Genomic DNA, 15,284 nt, shown 5'->3' with positions numbered 1-15,284 from the left:
TCTGGGGGTGGCGGTCGCGTGTGGTAACTGGCGGTAGTCGCTGTTGTTTTACTTCTTCGCGCTTTGGGGGTGTCATCATTAACCAAACCCAAAGGAGCAAGGGAAGACGTGACACGCACTATCCACACACAGATGCAGGAAAACGGCTTAACGCCACCGATCGTGATTCCACCGCACGAAATACGTAACGTGGACTTTGGCGAGTATGAGAATGGGCTTTTGTTGCCCATACTGGAGTTGCAACAGGTATCCATACCGGCAAGCGTGAGCCAATCTGACTCACGCCTCGTTAACCCGGATGGCACCATTCACCTAATCGTGCATCTTCAAAACTTTGGATCGCGTAGCGAAACAGTTCAACTGCGCGAGCTGTAAGGCTGATCGCCACGCTTTTACGCGGGCAGTATCAGGAAGGATAACCAGCAACCAAGCACGATCCCGACCGCTATGGCGGCGTTCTGTTCAACTTGGTTGCGCACTCTTTTTGGAAAGCCTCGTCGTTTGGCTCGCACTGCTTCACCGACAATGACACCACCACCCCAGGTGTCTACGATGTGGTTGCCTACCACCTTGAAGCGCGCCATGTCACGCTTTCTTCGCAGTCAGGTGGTCAAGTGCCGCTTTCCAGGAATCGGCGCGTTCCGGCTCGGCGAAGAACACGCCGCAGTCGTCGCAGTGATAGCTGTCGAAATTATCGGCATCACCATCGCCCTGATGGTCGCCCCAATCCGCTGAACCATCATCCGTGACACCCCAGTAGCTCGGCACGTTAAGCACGACCTGTAGATCCTCGCGGGTGCATGATTGCCGCTCACTCATGCCGCAACCTTTGCGTTCTTTGGTGCCAGCATTTCAAGCGACCCGATCGTGCGCAAGAACATCCATGCGAAATAGTCGGTCATCGGGTCAGACTCGTCGTGTTCCTGCTTAAAAGCGATTGCCGACACGTCCGCATCCGTAGCTAGTGGCGATGGTGCGCCGTAGTCAATCGCTTCAATGTCATACCGGCCGAGCTTGCCAATCAGCCTGACTATGTGACGGCTGTCCTCTCGCGGGTGGGCGTCGATCTGGCAAGTGCCGCCTAACGCTTCAATCTTGTTTGCTATGTTCTGAATCCTCATTCTGCTGATCTCCTGCGCCGTAGGAAACCGACCCGAGCGGTCGAGCTTCCGGCGCTGTTTACGTTGCTTTAATTGGTTCGTTCTTCGGGATGTCTTGTTCTGGGTAAAAAATAACCTCCTTGCCCAATGCGACAGGAGGTGCTAATAATAGCAATGGTTTTGGCTACTTATTCTAGCCGAAACCTGTGGGAGTCCTGTCGCAAGCAGGGCTCTTACTTTATGTCTTTATTATGCGCCTTTCACCTCTGTTAATCAATACCTTTTACCCCTGTTAACGGTGTAGAAAAGTCAACGCAATCAAAGACGCATGAGCGCGGGTATAAGCTCATTCAGCAGGTACACCCGCACCATCTCTTGTTGGTCGCCCGGAAGCTGCTTAAACAGGCGTTCAAGCTCGCGTTTGCGTGCTTCGTTCTTCACGACGAACACCACGAACGGGAAGTAGTCGGCCGTGCTGCTTTCGACGGCCCGCCAGTAACCCGCCACCTTTTCGCGGATGCGCTTTGGTGCTTCGCTTTGGCGGTCGATCTCTAGGAAGTATTGACCTATGCGCCCCTGCTGTGGGTATTCGACGGCGACGAAAAGGTCAGCACGGACGAGCGGTGGCACCGAGCGTTCAACCTCCCAGTCACGCACCTTTAGAATCCCAGCATTTTCCGCGCGCTTCAATTCCAAGTAGGTGTCTGCGACCATGAGGGCGTGGTCGTTCACATTGGGCGAGGCCGTGCGGTTGACGGTCAGCAGAGAACGGCCGTACCGGCCGAGCTTGTACGTGTACGCGCCTGCACCGCCTTTATCCCCACTGGCACGCCTGCCGACGACGGAAAGGTACCCGTGGTGCTTCAGGCGCTTTAGAACGGTGTCGGGGATGGTGTGCGAGCGATCCGCAAAGACAAGTTCTTTCAGATGCGTTGAAGCTAGTTGGCCAAAGGTGCCAACCAGTTTAAGGATTTCATAGTCTCGGTAGGTTAGTTCCATATTGAGTGTGCTCCATAGATAGTCATGCTGTCGGGGGCGGCATCGTCGCTGGTGAGGCGACGTGCCGGGGTGGGTGTACGCCTGGGGCTGGCCTACGGTTACCCCAGGGGGTTCGCCTAGGTCGGGGCGGACTGTGAAGCCCGCCCCCTGCGCCTTATGCGCTACGTGGCCCGCCGAATCGTGGTCGGTTAGGTCGCTCCGGCCTCGGCTGCGTGCCGCGACGCGCTGATATCTCTGCTTCAACTTCGGCCACCGGTCGGGCATAACGTTCACGAGACAGGCGCTGCACCTCGTTCGCAAAGCCGGTCGGTTCTACCGGCGGCAGTGTCTTTCCGGTGACAGGTGAACTCACACCCTCGGTGGTAGCGAGGCGCATCAAAACCTCGTACTTACCAAGGTTCATGAAATCCTCGTCGCTGACGCTGCGGCCGAACTGGCGGGCAAAGTGCCGGGCCTCGTCGGCGGACGTTTGAAACGCCACCGTCGAACGTGCGTTGTTCTGGGTGGCGTCCTGCAACTCACGCGAGAGCTGACTTAGGTGCTGGTGTGCCACCGTCATAGCGAGCCCCATACTGCGCGCTTGGGCGAACATGTCGGCCGGTGCGATCGGGAGGTTAATGAAGTCCTGGAACTCGTCGAGGATGAGCGTCGTTGGATTGGATGGATTCGCCGCACCACCCTGCACAGCGCTCCAAATCGCGTTCAGCAGCAGGCTGCCAACCAGTCCGGCCGTGTCTTTTCCTTCGGTGCCACGCCCCAGATTGACGATCAGGATTTTATTGCTCCGGATCACCTCGCGCAGATCAACGGTGCTGTTGCTCTGCCCGATGATGTTGCGAATGGATCGGCGGTTGTTGAGCTGCCACGTCCTGTCAACGATCGGTTGAAAGTAGGAATCTCTTTGCGTGCGCGGCATGTTGGTGATGTCCTGCCACCAACCCGCCAGCTCCTCGACGTGCGAAACGCCGCGAATCAAGTTGTCGGAGAACTCCGCCTGATCCGCCCTCGGCACGGCCAGCGCACCAATATCCGCGAACGTCATGGGCGTTGTGGCGTTGCGGCTCATCAGCAGCGTCAGGATGAGGTGATAGAACCCCTGCCGTACGCGCACGCCTCGGGCATCCTGCGGGTACAGGTGGTCAAAGAGCCGCTGGATATCAGAGGCCACCACGTAGGGGCTGCCCTGCAAGACGTTGAAGCCGACCGGGTAATCCGTGTCGGTCACGTCCAAGAGGACGACATCTTGAACGCGGTGACTTGGCACCCGATCCCGGATCGCTTTGAACAAATCGCCCTTGGACTCGATGAGCACCAGGCCGCGGCCGGCCTCCATCGCTTGAACACCAATATTACTCAGCAGCGTCGTCTTGCCTGAGTCGGTCGGGCCTACGATCTGCATGTGCTGGGTTGATTGTCTGACACCAAGCGCGAGCGGCCGATCCTTCTGTTCCGGGAAGGTCGAGAGAGCGAGAACGACCCCTGATCGTGGGATCGCTGCTGTTGCTGGAAGCTGTCGAGTTCGCGCCCGTGGCAGGCCGACGAAGTGCGCCCCACCTACCGGCCACGCAACGAGGCTGGCGAGTTCTGAGGCGGACACCTGCGCCGGGTAAAGCGCCGGACTGCTGGCCTGCGTCACGCGCTTGATGACGCTGCCCTCGGGCACTAGCCGTTTCTTGAAGCCGTTGAACTGGCCGCCAACGCTGCGGAGCGTGTCACGAAGAGGAGCAAGCAAGCTCATCGCATGGCGCTTGTTCCGTCCCCGAGCTGCCAGCCGAAGCACGCCGATGAAGTTGGGTTCACTCAGCTTGGCACGGCGGTCGTTGATCTCGTCCTTGCCCGCCCCCTTGGTGCTGCCGAGAAGCTGCCCCACGACGCTGTAATGCGTGCTGTGTACTTCGCGGCCCTGAGCGGGTGGACGCTGACGGACAGCCGGTGACACGACCCACTGAAGGAGCAGAGATTCACCACGACCGAGGCTGGTCATGCCGGTGAGGAGGCTTGCGGGAACCGTCCCCTCGACGTCGAGCGTGCGACTTGGGTTGGTGTGACCCAGCTCGACGGCCGTCGTCCAGTCGTGCGCCGGTTCTTCGGTATCCGGCGTCACAGTGATGCCCGGAACCAACGTGCGCAACTGCGGCACGATGAAGCGTTCTTGCTCCTTCGGGACGAGCAGGCGATGGATGATGCCGCGTTCATCCGCCCACACCTCGAACACGATGGACGGCACACCAGCCAGTCGCCGAGGGCCGGTGTGGATGGTGCCGCTTATTCGCCTGATCCACTCGACTACTTGCGCGGCGGCGAGATCGGACGGGAAGGTCAGCCGGTAGGGAACACGGCCGGTGTCGGCTTCACGCATAGACATGAGTCCCAAGAAAATGGCGCCACTTGTGAGCGCCAAAACGACCAGGGTAAATGTGAATACGGTGAAACTCATGCCATACCTTATTTTGGCACAGAAACATGAGTATAAGGTGTGTAGTTTTTACCACCGTGTCATTTTGTAGTAGACAAAGCCCATGACCAACACGATGGCGAGTGCGCTCACGATGTACGGCACGAGCGGCAGCAGCGCCATCGACAGCGCCTGAATCGTCAGCGCGGCAAGCAGAAGCAGCAACAGAAAGTTGCGAGCTTTCTTCACGGCAGAACCTCTCTGGGAGAAGACGCCGACCCACGGTCGGGGCCGGCGGTGGGATGAGTGGTGACGTCCAACCACGCGGCCCCCGCCCGGCTGACCGCATGACGTTGGTGTGGCGTTGGCCAACGAGTGGCTGCCTTCACCTACGGGCGACGAGTCGAGCGGGGGCCGGTGCGATCTGAAGCCACGCGTTACCGACGGCGCTGGTCGCGTGCTTCCTTTTTCAGGTCGTCAAGCACCTTCTGGAAAAGGTCGGCGTCGCTAGCGCGACTGTGGACGATGGTTTCTATCTCGCGCTTGCGCTGTGCCTTCTTGGTTCGTTCGCTTGACGAATCGAGCCGAGAGAGCACCCAGATCGCCAGAGCGATCAGGATGACGGCGGACACACCACCCCCGCCCCCTTGGCTGCCATCGCTGACCGCTTGGTACATGGAAAACAGCTCTCCTTACTTGTTTCGGTGATCTCGGGCGACGTCACGCAGCCGCCGCATGGTGTCGTGCTTGCGAATGCGCATGTCGATAAAGACTTGTTCAGCGGTGCGCGGCGCCCGGCGGCGTTCCTCGCGGCTTTCTTTGATCGCCTCGTAGATGACCCACGGGATACCAAGCACGACGATCGTGCAGCTGATGACGAACACGACCAGCTCGTACGTATCCATCAGAGACCGAGCCCGTTGCCGAAGTTCCGGACGTCACGGCCGGACTGGCGGGCGAAGTCCTGCACGATCTTGTGAAGCTCCTGAGCCAAGTACGGGTCACCGGCCGAGAGCTGTTGAGCCAGCCCAACCACGTCGGTGATGTCGTGCATGGCGTTCTCGGTCAGCCGCATACGCAGCGCGGCGGTGAGTTCCTGCTTCTGCGCCTCGTACAGCAGGTTCGCACCGTCACGCTTGGCGCGGGCCTGGAGCGCCCGCTGCTCTTTGGACTGCCGGTTCAACCACCCACCGCGGCCGTCCTCTTGTCCGTCGTCGCCAAGCATCAGTTCGCTGCCCATCGGTTCGTCCTCTCCTCGTGGTCAGGTGCGTCGCGGTTGATCTAGTGCCTCTTCGGGAGCCGGCTAGAGCTGACTGGCTTCCTCCTTCAACCTGCACGGCGACTGTCCGGTGAGGCGAGCAATCAAGCTGCTAACGTCCAGGTGGCATGACTGCGAGCTGCCATCCGCCTGACGGTGCGTCGCCACGGGGATGTCAGAGCGCCGTGACAGCGGGCTGACAAGGGGCTGCCAAAGTGAGTCTTGAAGAGACGCTTCTTACCGAACTCAAGGCACTTCGTGCTGGCAGCGGACTCACCGAAGCGCGCCTCCGCCAGCAGGTGACTCTCACAAAACATCTCGGGGCTGCAACGGTGAAGGAGTCCTTCAAGGCGCTCGTCAAGCTGGTGGGCGAGATAAGTGATACCGAGCAGCGGATCGCGGTGAAGTACGCGTTCGGCCTGGAGGGCCCCACTACCCGACAGACGAAGGAGCGCAGAGCTGCTGCCGTCAAGGTGTTGTCGCTAAGCCTTCGGACACTGGACCGCCGCGAATTGGATGGTTGCGAGGAACTTGCACGCATCATCATCGAGTGCTCGCCGAATCTCACTGAGGTCGAACGGCAAGACGAGATCGACCACTCCACGTCGACGGCCAAGCGACTGGCTGACCTTGAATTTATGGTGCTCGTCATGGCGCGCGGAGACAAGTTGGCCGCCAAAGATCCAAACCTTGAGCCCGGTTGGAGAAAATTCTGGTGGCCTTCTTGGTTTCGCAAATTGGAGGACCGTCACTGGGTAGCTCGGGAAGTGCATTCCCGTGATATTGACAAGTTTGATGCTAAGTTCAATGCCCTTCTGGAACGTGTGAGCGATGAGGATGCCGTGAAGGCATGGAAAGCTCGCTTCGTGGACGATCAGCATAAGCCGACCAACCGATGGGAGAAATTTCTCGATGAACTTTAAAGGGCAACCAATTGGCGTTTATAAGGCACCCTATTCCCTTGGCTGAAGATATCCTCAATCGCTGACACCCAAGAATACATCGCTCACCATCACCCCCGCTCCACAACGAAGAACACCCCGCTGTCCGTTGTGGACGCGGGGTGTTCTTCGTATAAGGAGTGCGGTGTGCCGATTGAAACCGAACGACCAACCGCACGCCGGCCTCGCCCCTTGGGTCGAGACGATCCACCGCACCAACCCGCAACGCAGAACGCCCCGCAACCGTCCAGGTCGCGGGGCGTTGCTTGTGTGCGGCACTTCGTCTACGACGGCTTACCTTTGGCATCCTTCGCTTTGACCTCGTCCAACACCTCAATAAACAGGTCAGCATCTTCCGGCCGACTCTTGACTATGGCCGCTATCTCAGCCTTGCGCTTGGCTCGTCGTGCTGCGGCTTTCCGCTTGTCGTGTCGGGAAAGCAACCAGAGTATGAGCAGGATCAGGAGGATGGTGGAGACGCTCACAGCTTGTGCAGCCCTTCCAAGATGCGCTGCATCAGCGCGGTGTCGACTGTCTGTTTTGCCGCACCCTCCGGGACGCGCACATGCGCGGGCACCCGGTGCGGGAGGGGCGGTACATCAACCGTCAGCGTGGGTGGCGTAGAAAGTTCCAACTCAGCCCACACGACCTTGCCCCCGGCCGGCGGTCGGGAGGTGCCCCACCTTTTGGTCAGCGCTTCGACGAGCAGAAGACCGCGCCCATCTTCAGCGTCCGCGGTGGGGTGCTTGGTGCCAGGAACTTCCCGGCTTCTGTCCCACACCTCGACGTACAGATGCATGTCCACGACGCGGAGCTGCACGCCGAGGATGTGTTCCGCCTTGACGTCCGTCCACGTGGGTGTGGTCGTCTTCGGCCCGGTGGCGGTGACAGCATTGGTGACCAGCTCGGAGACGACGAGCAGCGCGTCATCCATAACGTGGGTCGCATCCCACCAACGGAGCGTGTGCGTGGCGAAAGCCCGTGCACAGCTCACCGCTGTGGGGACAGCCGCTAGTGTCAAGCGATCCCACGCGCGCAGCAGCGTCATGGCGCTACTCCCGACTGGCTGACGTGACGGTGGTGTCGTCCTGTTGGTGCGGGAGTTCATCCAGTGAGTGCACGGTGGTCGAGAAGCCGCACTCCAACCGATCGAGCAGTGCCCGTTGCAGCGGGTCATTCTCGGCCAGGTGCTCCAAGGAGGGGACGAACACGTCACGCGCGCCGGTCAAGCGAAGCACCTCCACCAGCTCGTTAAAGGCGTCGATCGAACCACTGTCGAACTCGTGGTAGATGGCGGTGAGTTGGAGCCCTTGCGCGGCAGCGAAGCGCTTCATGTTCTGTTCCAGCGCAACAGCCCTCCGGTCGTCGGCGTCAGTCAAAACGCGCAGGTAGCCGTAAGCCAGTGGACGAGCAGGGTTTGTTTTGATGGCGTGAACTTCAAACTCGCCCTCAGTCGGCACCTCCTGGAGGTGCCCCATGGCGGGGACAACCACGTGACGCGTTTCCGTCCGCGCAAGTTCCTCGACCAAAGCGGCGAACCCGGATCGTGAGCCGCTTCCGACATCGCGGTAGATGGTCGCCAAGCTGAAGCCCTCGCGTTCGGCATAGCCCTTGAGTGCGCGCTCCTGGCGAAACGTCTCGTCGGGTGATTGCCCCGATTCGATATGCAAGTAGCCGAAAATCAGCGGATTCATCACGCTTCGCTCTCCCTCGCCATGCCTGCGATCACATGGCGTGTTCGCGGCGGTCCTGTGGGGTTACTGAGTGAAGCACTGGACGAGTCGAATATGCAACACTCCAGATTGGAAATCTGGGAGTCACGTTTTCGAACGCGCATATCCCATTCCACATTGGACAGATTCGGGATTCCATTTCGGATGTAAGATTGGTTCCAGATCGGAGGTACACCAAGTGGTGGAAGTGGCAAGCGGCTCGACCGTGCCTCGCCGTCAACTGGGGCGACACCTACGTGAGCTGCGCAATCGGGCGCGGCTGACCGTGCGTGCGGCATCGACGGCGCTGGAGTGGTCGGATCAGAAGATCTGGCGCATCGAGACGGGCCAAACGTCCATGCGCAGCCTGGACGTTGAGACCATGTGTCGCGTGTACGGCGCGGATGCCGAGTTGACCAAGGGCCTGATGGGTCTGGCCAAGGAGACGAAGAACCGAGGTTGGTGGCACTCCTACGGCGACGTGATCCCGGAGGGCTTCGACCTGTTCATCGGGTTGGAGGGTGCAGCGGCCAGTCTGCGGCAGTACATCAAGGATCTGGTGCCGGGGCTCGTGCAGACGGACGACTACGCCCGTGCATTGATTCAGGCAGACAACCCCGACGTTGATCGCGACGAGATCGAACGGCGAGTGCATGTCCGACTGGCACGTCAAGAGCTGCTGACCAGGGTGACCGCCCCGCCTACCCTGGAACTAGCGCTTGGTGAAGCGGTACTCCGTCAACCGGTCGGCGGCGGTGAAGTAATGGCTCGCCAGTTGCACCGCTTGGCCGAGACGATGGAACTGCCGAACGTGTCACTGCGGGTCGTGCCGTTCGCGGCGGGCTTGCACCACGGACTCATGTCCGGGCCGTTCACCATCCTCGGGTTCCCTGTCAATGGGGACGGCCAGCCGATGGAGCCGACCACCGTCTACATGGAGGGCTTCACCGGAGACCTCTACCTCGACAAGCCGCAAGAGATCGAGCGGTACAACCAGGCGTTCAAGTCGATCTGGGATGCAGCCCTGGATGCCAAAGACACTCAGAACATGCTTCACCAAGCGGCAAAGGAGTTTGCGCGATGATGAGTTCAGACCTCACGGGCGCGGTGTGGCGTAAGTCCAGCCGCTCCCAGAACAACGGACAGTGTGTGGAGGTCGCGTTCCTGGGCGATGGTCGTGTCGCCATGCGAGACAGCAAGGACAAGGGGAACGGCCCTGCACTCGTCTTCACCCCTGGCGAGTGGGCTGCCTTCGAGAGTGGCATGGTGGACGGCGACTTCAACCGGCCGTAATCATGCGGCCAGTGGTTCGCCCATCAAGAGCGCTCGACCTGATACCGAGGTCGGGCGCTTTTTGGGATCAAGATCACGTTGCTGGATCACTTGCGCCTCTGTGCGGTCGTCTGCGGCACGGCAGTACCGGCGCACCTCTGGGCGACAGTCACAGGTCATACAGCCTCTGACCTGCACGTTTCGCGTCGTCTGACGACGATGCCCGGAGAGGGTCAAGGCTGGATAGACTGGCAGTGTTCACCACTGCTTAAGTGGATGTGCTGCCCGAAGACCACGCCGATACGGCGCGCCAGCCTCGTACGCTCGCGCTGCGGGTCGATTCCGGCGACCCGCAGGCGGCCCGTGCTCGGGGTCAGGATGCCGGTGAGCATCTTGATGGTGGTGGACTTGCCGGCGCCGTTGGGGCCGATGTAGCCGACCATCTCGCCGCGTGCGACGCGGAAGCTGATGCCGTCGACCGCGCGGACCTGGTGCTTCTCGCGGCGCAGCAGGCCCGCCCTGCGCCGTACGTCGAAGACCTTCTCGATGCCGTCCAGTTCGATGAAGCCGGAGCCGTCCGAATCCATTGCGCGTTCCTCTCCGGTCGTTCTTTCCAGTCGTTCGGTCGCCAGCCGTCGGTTCCAGCCGTCAGTACCCCGGCCCGGCCCGGCCGGCCCCGCCGTAGCCCTAACTACCCGTGCTCCGGTACCCCCGCAGCCCCGCCCGCCACGCCAGCCCCGCCAGCACACAGCACCCCACCGCCACCACCGGCGGCAGGAACGCCACCCAGTCCGGCAGCCCCAGCGGATCGTCCCGGTCCATCACGTACAGCGCGGGCATCCAGTTGACGAAGGCCAGCGGCACCACGAACGTCACCCCGCGCACCAGGTCCTTCGCGAAGACCGTGGGCGGGTACTGGAGCAGGGTCGTCCCGCCGTACGTGAAGGAGTTCTGCACCTCGGCGGCGTCCTGCGCCCAGAACTGGAACGCCGCGCCCGCCACGAACACCGCCGAGAAGATCACCGCGCCGCTGAGCACCATCATCGGGATCATCACCACCTTCAGCGGTGTCCACGCGATGTCCACCGTCACCAGGGCGTAGCCGAGCACCAGCAGACCCTGGGTGATCCGGCCCAGCCGCCGCAGCGCGAAGCGGTCGGCGGCGACCTGGGCGAGCACCGGCACCGGCCGCACCAGCAGGGTGTCCAGGGTGCCGTCCCTGATCCGGCGGCCCAACCGGTCCGTGGAGCCCATGACCAGGTCGGCGAGGCCGAAGGACGCGCCCGCCGCGCCGTACAGGAAGGCGACCTCGGGCAGCGAGTAGCCGCCCAGCCGGTCGACGTGCGAGAACATCATCAGGATCGCGAGGAAGTCGAACGCGGTCACCGCGAAGTTGCCGAAGGCCGTCATGGCGAACGACGCGCGGTAGGTCATCGTGGACCGCATCCACATGGCCACGATCAGGCCGTACGCGCGCGTCCCCTCCCAAAGAGGCGAGCGCGACCACTCCCCGTCGGCCACCTCGGTGCGATCGGCCGTACTCACCTCGGCCCTGTCCAGGTCGTCAGCCACCCTGCACCACCACCCGTCGCGTCGCCACGGTCTGCACCAGCCGCCCGAGCGCCAGCAGCGCCACCGCCCAGCCGGCCTGGAAGGCGAACGCCCCCAGCAGTCCCCACCCGGTGTGCCGGCCGAGGAAGACGTCCGCCGGGACCTGGAGCAGCGACGACCACGGCAGCGCCCTCGCGACCTCGCCCAGGACGCCGGGGAAGAGCGTCAGCGGCAGCAGCATCCCGGAGAAGAACAGCCCTGCCAGGAAGGCGATCTGCCCCACGCCCGCGCCGTCCAGCAGCCAGAAGGCCGACAGGGCGACCAGATAGCGCACGGCGAAGCTGACCACGATCCCCAGGAACACCGAGAAGAGGAACGCGAGCCAGACCAGCGGATCGGTGGGCATCGCCAGGTCGAAGGCGAGCGCGCCGAGCGCCATGGGGACGATCCCGCGCCCCAGCAGATGGAACGCGGCGCGCCCCAAGTCGCTCGCCAGCCACCACAGTTGGAGATCCGCCGGCCGGTAGAGGTCGATCGCGACGTCGCCGGTGCGGATGCGCTCCATCAGCTCGTCCTCGAAGCCGCCGCCCATCATGGCGCAGGCCATCAGCAGCGCCTGGCCGAGCCATACGTAGGTGACGGCCTGCGACAGGTCGTAGCCGCCGAGCTGGGGGCGCTGCTCCCAGAGCGCGATGTAGGTGTACGCCCCGATGAAGCCGAAGACGGTGTTGGTGAACACCCCGGCGGCCGTGGCCGTCCGGTACGTCGCGTAGCGACGGAACCCACCCGCCGCGACGGCCGCGTACAGACGCACGTCAGCACTCCCCCTCGGTCCCGTTACGTGTGGTCTCCCCGCGCCGTTTCCGCTGTACGGCACCAAAGCGCACGACCCTAGCCCAAGGGGGTCAGCCATCGCGAGCGGATATCCGGTCGGCGGCCTCGCGCCGGTTCGACCGTGTTTCATGGTGCCGCACACGAATCACCCGTACAGCTCGTACAGCCCGTAAACCATGTGAAGCACTCAAAGCACGCAAAGTAGTCAGAGCACCTAGAGCCCGTAACTCCCGATATGACCTGGCCGAGGAGCCTCCGCACACATGAGCGACGCGCATCAGCAGGGCTGGGCCCCGCGCGACCCGACGGACCACGGCTCCGGCAAGGACGGGCCCAAGGGCGCGCGCGAGGGAGGGCCCCGCGAGGGAGGCACCGGCCGCAAGGGCCGCCGCAAGCGCACCGGCTGGCGTCGCATCCTCCCCACCTGGCGGATGCTGCTCGGCGCGTTCCTGATCGTCGCGCTCCTCCTGATCGGCGGCTTCATCACCGGCTACACGCTCGTCAAAATCCCGCCCGCCAATGTCGCGGCCGTCGCCCAGTCGAATGTGTATCTGTACGAGGACGGCAGCCAGCTCGCGCGCGACGGCGAGGTCAACCGCGAGAACGTGCCGCTCTCCCAGATCCCGACGCACGTCCGCCGCGCCGTACTGGCCGCCGAGGACCGGGACTTCTACAACGAACCCGCCATCGACCCGCAGGGCATGATCCGCGCCGCCTGGAACACCCTCACCGGCAAGGGCACCCAGGGCGGCTCCACGATCACCCAGCAGTACGTCAAGAACTACTACCTCGCCCAGGAACAGACCGTCGTCCGCAAGGCGAAGGAGTTCTTCATCGCGATCAAGCTCAACCGCGAGGAGAGCAAGGCGCAGATCCTGGAGGGCTACCTCAACACCAGCTACTTCGGGCGCAACGCGTACGGCATCCAGGCCGCCGCACAGGCGTACTACGGCAAGGACATCCAGAACATCGACACCGCGGAGGGCGCCTTCCTGGCCGCGCTGCTCAACGCCCCCAGCGCGTACGACGTCGCCGTCCACCCGGAGAACAGACCGCAGGCGGAGGGCCGTTGGGACTACGTCCTCGACGGCATGGTCAAGGAGGACTGGCTCTCCCCCGCCGACCGGGCCGCCATGGTCTTCCCGGTGCCCGGCAAGGCCAAGCCGTCCACCGGCCTGTCGGGACAGCGCGGCTACATCGTCCAGGCGGTCGAGGACTACCTCACCAAGAACAAGGTCCTCGACGACAACACCCTCGCCAGCGGCGGCTACCGGATCACCACCACGCTCCAGCGGCCGAAGCAGAACGCCCTCGTCGACGCGGTCGACGAACAGGTGATGTCGAAGGTCGACGACAAGCGCGCGGCCGACCGCAACGTGCGCGTCGGCGGTGCCTCCATCGACCCCGGCACGGGAGAGGTCGTCGCCATGTACGGCGGCGTCGACTACACCCGGCAGTACGTCAACAACGCGACCCGCCGCGACTACCAGGTCGGCTCCACCTTCAAGCCGTTCGTGTTCACCGCCGCCGTCGAGAACGACTCGGTGACCCAGGACGGCGAACAGATCACCCCCAACACCGTCTACGACGGCACCAACAAGCGCATGGTGGAAGGCCCGAACGGGTCCACCGGCTACGACCCCGCCAACGAGGACGACGTCTCGTACGGCCCCGTCAGCGTCAGCGAGGCCACCGACAAGTCCATCAACGCCGTCTACGCGCAGATGGCCCAGGACGTCGGCCCCACCCGGGTCCGGAACACCGCGATCCGCCTCGGCGTCCCCAGCGACACCCCCGACCTCACCGCGTCGCCGTCCATCGCGCTGGGCCCGGCCACGGCGAGCGTGCTCGACATGACGGAGGCGTACGCGACGCTCGCCAACCACGGCAGGCACGGCACGTACACGCTGGTCACGGAGATCACCAAGGACGGCGCGACCGTCCAACTGCCGCGCGGGCGACCGGAACAGGCCGTCAGCCGCCAGGCCGCCGACACCACGACGGCGATCCTCCAGAGCGTCGTGGAGGACGGCACGGGCACAGCCGCCCAGTCCGCGAACCGCCCGGCGGCGGGCAAGACAGGCACGGCCGAGGACGACAAGGCCGCCTGGTTCGCGGGCTACACGCCCGACCTCGCGACCGTCGTCGCGATCATGGGCGCGGACCCGAAGACGGCCCAACAGAGGCCGCTGTACGGCGCGCTCGGTCTGCCCCGCGTCAACGGCGGCGGGCCGCCCGCGCAGATCTGGGGCCAGTTCACGGCGGCGGCGCTGGAGGACACCGACGCCACGGACTTCGAACTGGTCCTGGAGGACGGCGTGGACGAGATCTCCCCGCCGGGCGACGAGTCCGGCAGGCCCGAACAGTCCTCGTCACCGGGGCAGTCGGAGAGCCCCGGCGCCTCGGAACAGCCCGACGCCCCCGGCCGGACCGCGGGACAGGACGCGGGCGCGGCACAGGGGCGGAGCGAAGGCGCCGACACCGGCGGGAGCCAGGGGCAGACCCAGGGCCAGACACCGGGCCAGACCAACGGCGGCACAGGCGGCGGCGGTACGGACGGGGGTCAGGGCGACGGCGGGACGCAGGGCCAGAGCCAGGGGCAGACGAACGGTCTCACCGACGGACTCATCGGAGGCGGCGGCGGAGGCGACACCGGGGGCGGCGCAGCGGCGGACGGAGGCACGGGCAACGGCGCGCCGCGCAGCCCCCGTCCGCGGTAACAGTCTCGTCAGTGGTCAGTGGTCAGTAGTCAGTGGCCCGAGGTCGCCTTCAGGCCCACCACGGCCACCAGCAGCAGACAGACGAAGAAGATCCGGGCGGCGGTCGTCGGCTCGCCGAGGGCCACCATGCCGACGACAGCCGCGCCGGCCGCGCCGATCCCGACCCACACGCCGTACGCCGTACCGATCGGCAGCGTTTTCGCGGCCTGCGAGAGCAGCAGCATGCTGACGACGATTCCGGCACCGGTGAAGAGGCTCGGCCACAGCCGGGTGAACCCCTCGGTGTACTTCATTCCGATCGACCAGCCGACTTCGAGCAGACCGGCGACGATGAGCAGGACCCAGGCCATGGGAGCACCTCCGAGCGAAAACGCGGACAAGGGGTGCGTCGTCTTTCGCTTGACCCGGTACGGCGCGTCTCGTCGGGGTGTCCCCCAAACGTAGCAAAGAGACGGCGGAAGGGCCCGGTGACGATCGTCACCGGGCCCTTCCGGGTCAACGC

The 15,284-nt window shown here is 63.6% G+C and carries 19 protein-coding genes, 1 pseudogene and 1 riboswitch; of the genes and pseudogenes, 5 read left to right on the top strand and 15 right to left on the bottom strand.

Annotated elements, in window-relative coordinates; genetic code table 11:
* Positions 1-108: 108 nt before the first annotated feature.
* Positions 109-375: a hypothetical protein gene (locus tag ACFUN8_RS33040; protein WP_383645857.1), complete on the top strand. Its 267-nt coding sequence runs from the start codon at positions 109-111 to the stop codon at positions 373-375.
* A 210-nt stretch (positions 376-585) separates the two neighbouring features.
* Here ACFUN8_RS33040 and ACFUN8_RS33035 read toward each other — a convergent pair whose 3' ends face one another.
* From ACFUN8_RS33035 to ACFUN8_RS33000, 8 genes are all read right to left on the bottom strand, one after another.
* Entirely contained in the window at positions 586-819 is a 234-nt protein-coding gene (locus ACFUN8_RS33035; RefSeq protein ID WP_383645855.1) for a hypothetical protein, read from the bottom strand.
* Positions 816-1,121, bottom strand: a complete 306-nt coding sequence (locus ACFUN8_RS33030; RefSeq protein ID WP_383645853.1) for a hypothetical protein — start codon at positions 1,119-1,121, stop codon at positions 816-818. Before ACFUN8_RS33030 ends, ACFUN8_RS33035 begins: the two co-directional genes overlap by 4 nt.
* 297 nt (positions 1,122-1,418) lie before the next feature.
* Complete coding sequence (locus tag ACFUN8_RS33025) at positions 1,419-2,099, bottom strand: replication-relaxation family protein (protein ID WP_383645851.1); 681 nt, start codon at positions 2,097-2,099, stop codon at positions 1,419-1,421.
* A 154-nt stretch (positions 2,100-2,253) separates the two neighbouring features.
* Positions 2,254-4,536, bottom strand: coding sequence for a type IV secretory system conjugative DNA transfer family protein (locus ACFUN8_RS33020; RefSeq protein ID WP_383645848.1), 2,283 nt, complete (start codon positions 4,534-4,536; stop codon positions 2,254-2,256).
* Between the two features lie 48 nt (positions 4,537-4,584).
* Entirely contained in the window at positions 4,585-4,743 is a 159-nt protein-coding gene (locus ACFUN8_RS33015) for a hypothetical protein (RefSeq protein ID WP_383645846.1), read from the bottom strand.
* A gap of 188 nt (positions 4,744-4,931) precedes the next feature.
* Entirely contained in the window at positions 4,932-5,171 is a 240-nt protein-coding gene (locus ACFUN8_RS33010) for a hypothetical protein (protein ID WP_383645845.1), read from the bottom strand.
* A 15-nt stretch (positions 5,172-5,186) separates the two neighbouring features.
* Positions 5,187-5,399 (bottom strand): hypothetical protein, encoded by a 213-nt coding sequence (locus ACFUN8_RS33005; protein WP_383645842.1) that lies wholly within the window; start codon positions 5,397-5,399, stop codon positions 5,187-5,189.
* Entirely contained in the window at positions 5,399-5,734 is a 336-nt protein-coding gene (locus ACFUN8_RS33000) for a hypothetical protein (RefSeq protein WP_383645840.1), read from the bottom strand. Before ACFUN8_RS33000 ends, ACFUN8_RS33005 begins: the two co-directional genes overlap by 1 nt.
* A gap of 233 nt (positions 5,735-5,967) precedes the next feature.
* Here ACFUN8_RS33000 and ACFUN8_RS32995 point away from each other — a divergent pair, with 233 nt between their 5' ends.
* Entirely contained in the window at positions 5,968-6,675 is a 708-nt protein-coding gene (locus ACFUN8_RS32995; RefSeq protein ID WP_383645838.1) for a hypothetical protein, read from the top strand.
* A 302-nt stretch (positions 6,676-6,977) separates the two neighbouring features.
* Here the strand turns inward: ACFUN8_RS32995 and ACFUN8_RS32990 are convergent, their stop codons facing one another.
* Genes ACFUN8_RS32990 through ACFUN8_RS32980 form a run of 3 tightly spaced genes read right to left on the bottom strand, consistent with a single transcriptional unit; the run spans position 6,978 to position 8,390 of the window.
* Entirely contained in the window at positions 6,978-7,178 is a 201-nt protein-coding gene (locus tag ACFUN8_RS32990) for a hypothetical protein (RefSeq protein WP_383645836.1), read from the bottom strand.
* Positions 7,175-7,741 carry an ATP-binding protein gene (locus ACFUN8_RS32985; RefSeq protein WP_383645833.1) on the bottom strand — a complete coding sequence of 189 codons (567 nt, stop codon included), beginning with the start codon at positions 7,739-7,741 and terminating at the stop codon, positions 7,175-7,177. The genes ACFUN8_RS32990 and ACFUN8_RS32985 overlap by 4 nt, the downstream gene beginning before the upstream one ends.
* A 4-nt stretch (positions 7,742-7,745) precedes the next feature.
* On the bottom strand, positions 7,746-8,390 hold the full coding sequence (locus ACFUN8_RS32980) for a recombinase family protein (RefSeq protein WP_383645832.1): 645 nt from the start codon (positions 8,388-8,390) through the stop codon (positions 7,746-7,748).
* A 214-nt stretch (positions 8,391-8,604) separates the two neighbouring features.
* Between ACFUN8_RS32980 and ACFUN8_RS32975 the strand changes: the two genes are divergently transcribed.
* A complete protein-coding gene (locus ACFUN8_RS32975; protein WP_383645830.1) occupies positions 8,605-9,489 on the top strand; it encodes a helix-turn-helix domain-containing protein in 885 nt (294 codons plus the stop codon).
* On the top strand, positions 9,486-9,698 hold the full coding sequence (locus tag ACFUN8_RS32970) for a DUF397 domain-containing protein (protein ID WP_383645827.1): 213 nt from the start codon (positions 9,486-9,488) through the stop codon (positions 9,696-9,698). Before ACFUN8_RS32975 ends, ACFUN8_RS32970 begins: the two co-directional genes overlap by 4 nt.
* A gap of 248 nt (positions 9,699-9,946) precedes the next feature.
* Here ACFUN8_RS32970 and ACFUN8_RS32965 read toward each other — a convergent pair.
* The 3 genes and pseudogenes from ACFUN8_RS32965 to ACFUN8_RS32955 form a co-directional block, all read right to left on the bottom strand.
* Positions 9,947-10,264: pseudogene (locus tag ACFUN8_RS32965) on the bottom strand (ATP-binding cassette domain-containing protein); the annotation flags it as partial.
* A 100-nt stretch (positions 10,265-10,364) separates the two neighbouring features.
* Positions 10,365-11,198 carry an ABC transporter permease gene (locus tag ACFUN8_RS32960; RefSeq protein WP_383645859.1) on the bottom strand — a complete coding sequence of 278 codons (834 nt, stop codon included), beginning with the start codon at positions 11,196-11,198 and terminating at the stop codon, positions 10,365-10,367.
* 43 nt (positions 11,199-11,241) lie between these two features.
* Complete coding sequence (locus ACFUN8_RS32955) at positions 11,242-12,042, bottom strand: ABC transporter permease (protein WP_383645825.1); 801 nt, start codon at positions 12,040-12,042, stop codon at positions 11,242-11,244.
* A 283-nt stretch (positions 12,043-12,325) separates the two neighbouring features.
* On the opposite strand from ACFUN8_RS32955, the gene ACFUN8_RS32950 reads away from it, so the two are divergent.
* Positions 12,326-14,782, top strand: coding sequence for a transglycosylase domain-containing protein (locus tag ACFUN8_RS32950; RefSeq protein ID WP_383645823.1), 2,457 nt, complete (start codon positions 12,326-12,328; stop codon positions 14,780-14,782).
* Positions 14,783-14,811: 29 nt separating this feature from the next.
* On the opposite strand, the gene ACFUN8_RS32945 is transcribed toward ACFUN8_RS32950, so the two are convergent.
* On the bottom strand, positions 14,812-15,132 hold the full coding sequence (locus ACFUN8_RS32945; RefSeq protein ID WP_383645820.1) for a DMT family transporter: 321 nt from the start codon (positions 15,130-15,132) through the stop codon (positions 14,812-14,814).
* A gap of 32 nt (positions 15,133-15,164) precedes the next feature.
* A riboswitch (guanidine-III (ykkC-III) riboswitch) is annotated at positions 15,165-15,227 on the bottom strand.
* Positions 15,228-15,284: the final 57 nt, after the last annotated feature.

Origin of the sequence: Streptomyces sp. NPDC057307, from assembly GCF_042667665.1 — a bacterium.
Classification (GTDB): Bacteria; Actinomycetota; Actinomycetes; order Streptomycetales; family Streptomycetaceae; genus Streptomyces.
This window is presented reverse-complemented; position numbering and strand designations above follow the sequence as displayed.

Excerpts from the sequence above, each read along its gene's own strand:
- ACFUN8_RS33035 (WP_383645855.1), bottom strand. The coding sequence starts at position 819 with ATGAGTGAGCGGCAATCATGCACCCGCGAGGATCTACAGGTCGTGCTT.
- ACFUN8_RS33030 (WP_383645853.1), bottom strand. The coding sequence starts at position 1,121 with ATGAGGATTCAGAACATAGCAAACAAGATTGAAGCGTTAGGCGGCACT.
- ACFUN8_RS33025 (WP_383645851.1), bottom strand. The coding sequence starts at position 2,099 with ATGGAACTAACCTACCGAGACTATGAAATCCTTAAACTGGTTGGCACC.
- ACFUN8_RS33020 (WP_383645848.1), bottom strand. The coding sequence starts at position 4,536 with ATGAGTTTCACCGTATTCACATTTACCCTGGTCGTTTTGGCGCTCACA.
- ACFUN8_RS33010 (WP_383645845.1), bottom strand. The coding sequence starts at position 5,171 with ATGTACCAAGCGGTCAGCGATGGCAGCCAAGGGGGCGGGGGTGGTGTG.
- ACFUN8_RS33005 (WP_383645842.1), bottom strand. The coding sequence starts at position 5,399 with ATGGATACGTACGAGCTGGTCGTGTTCGTCATCAGCTGCACGATCGTC.
- ACFUN8_RS33000 (WP_383645840.1), bottom strand. The coding sequence starts at position 5,734 with ATGGGCAGCGAACTGATGCTTGGCGACGACGGACAAGAGGACGGCCGC.
- ACFUN8_RS32985 (WP_383645833.1), bottom strand. The coding sequence starts at position 7,741 with ATGACGCTGCTGCGCGCGTGGGATCGCTTGACACTAGCGGCTGTCCCC.
- ACFUN8_RS32970 (WP_383645827.1), top strand. The coding sequence starts at position 9,486 with ATGATGAGTTCAGACCTCACGGGCGCGGTGTGGCGTAAGTCCAGCCGC.
- ACFUN8_RS32950 (WP_383645823.1), top strand. The coding sequence starts at position 12,326 with ATGAGCGACGCGCATCAGCAGGGCTGGGCCCCGCGCGACCCGACGGAC.
- ACFUN8_RS32945 (WP_383645820.1), bottom strand. The coding sequence starts at position 15,132 with ATGGCCTGGGTCCTGCTCATCGTCGCCGGTCTGCTCGAAGTCGGCTGG.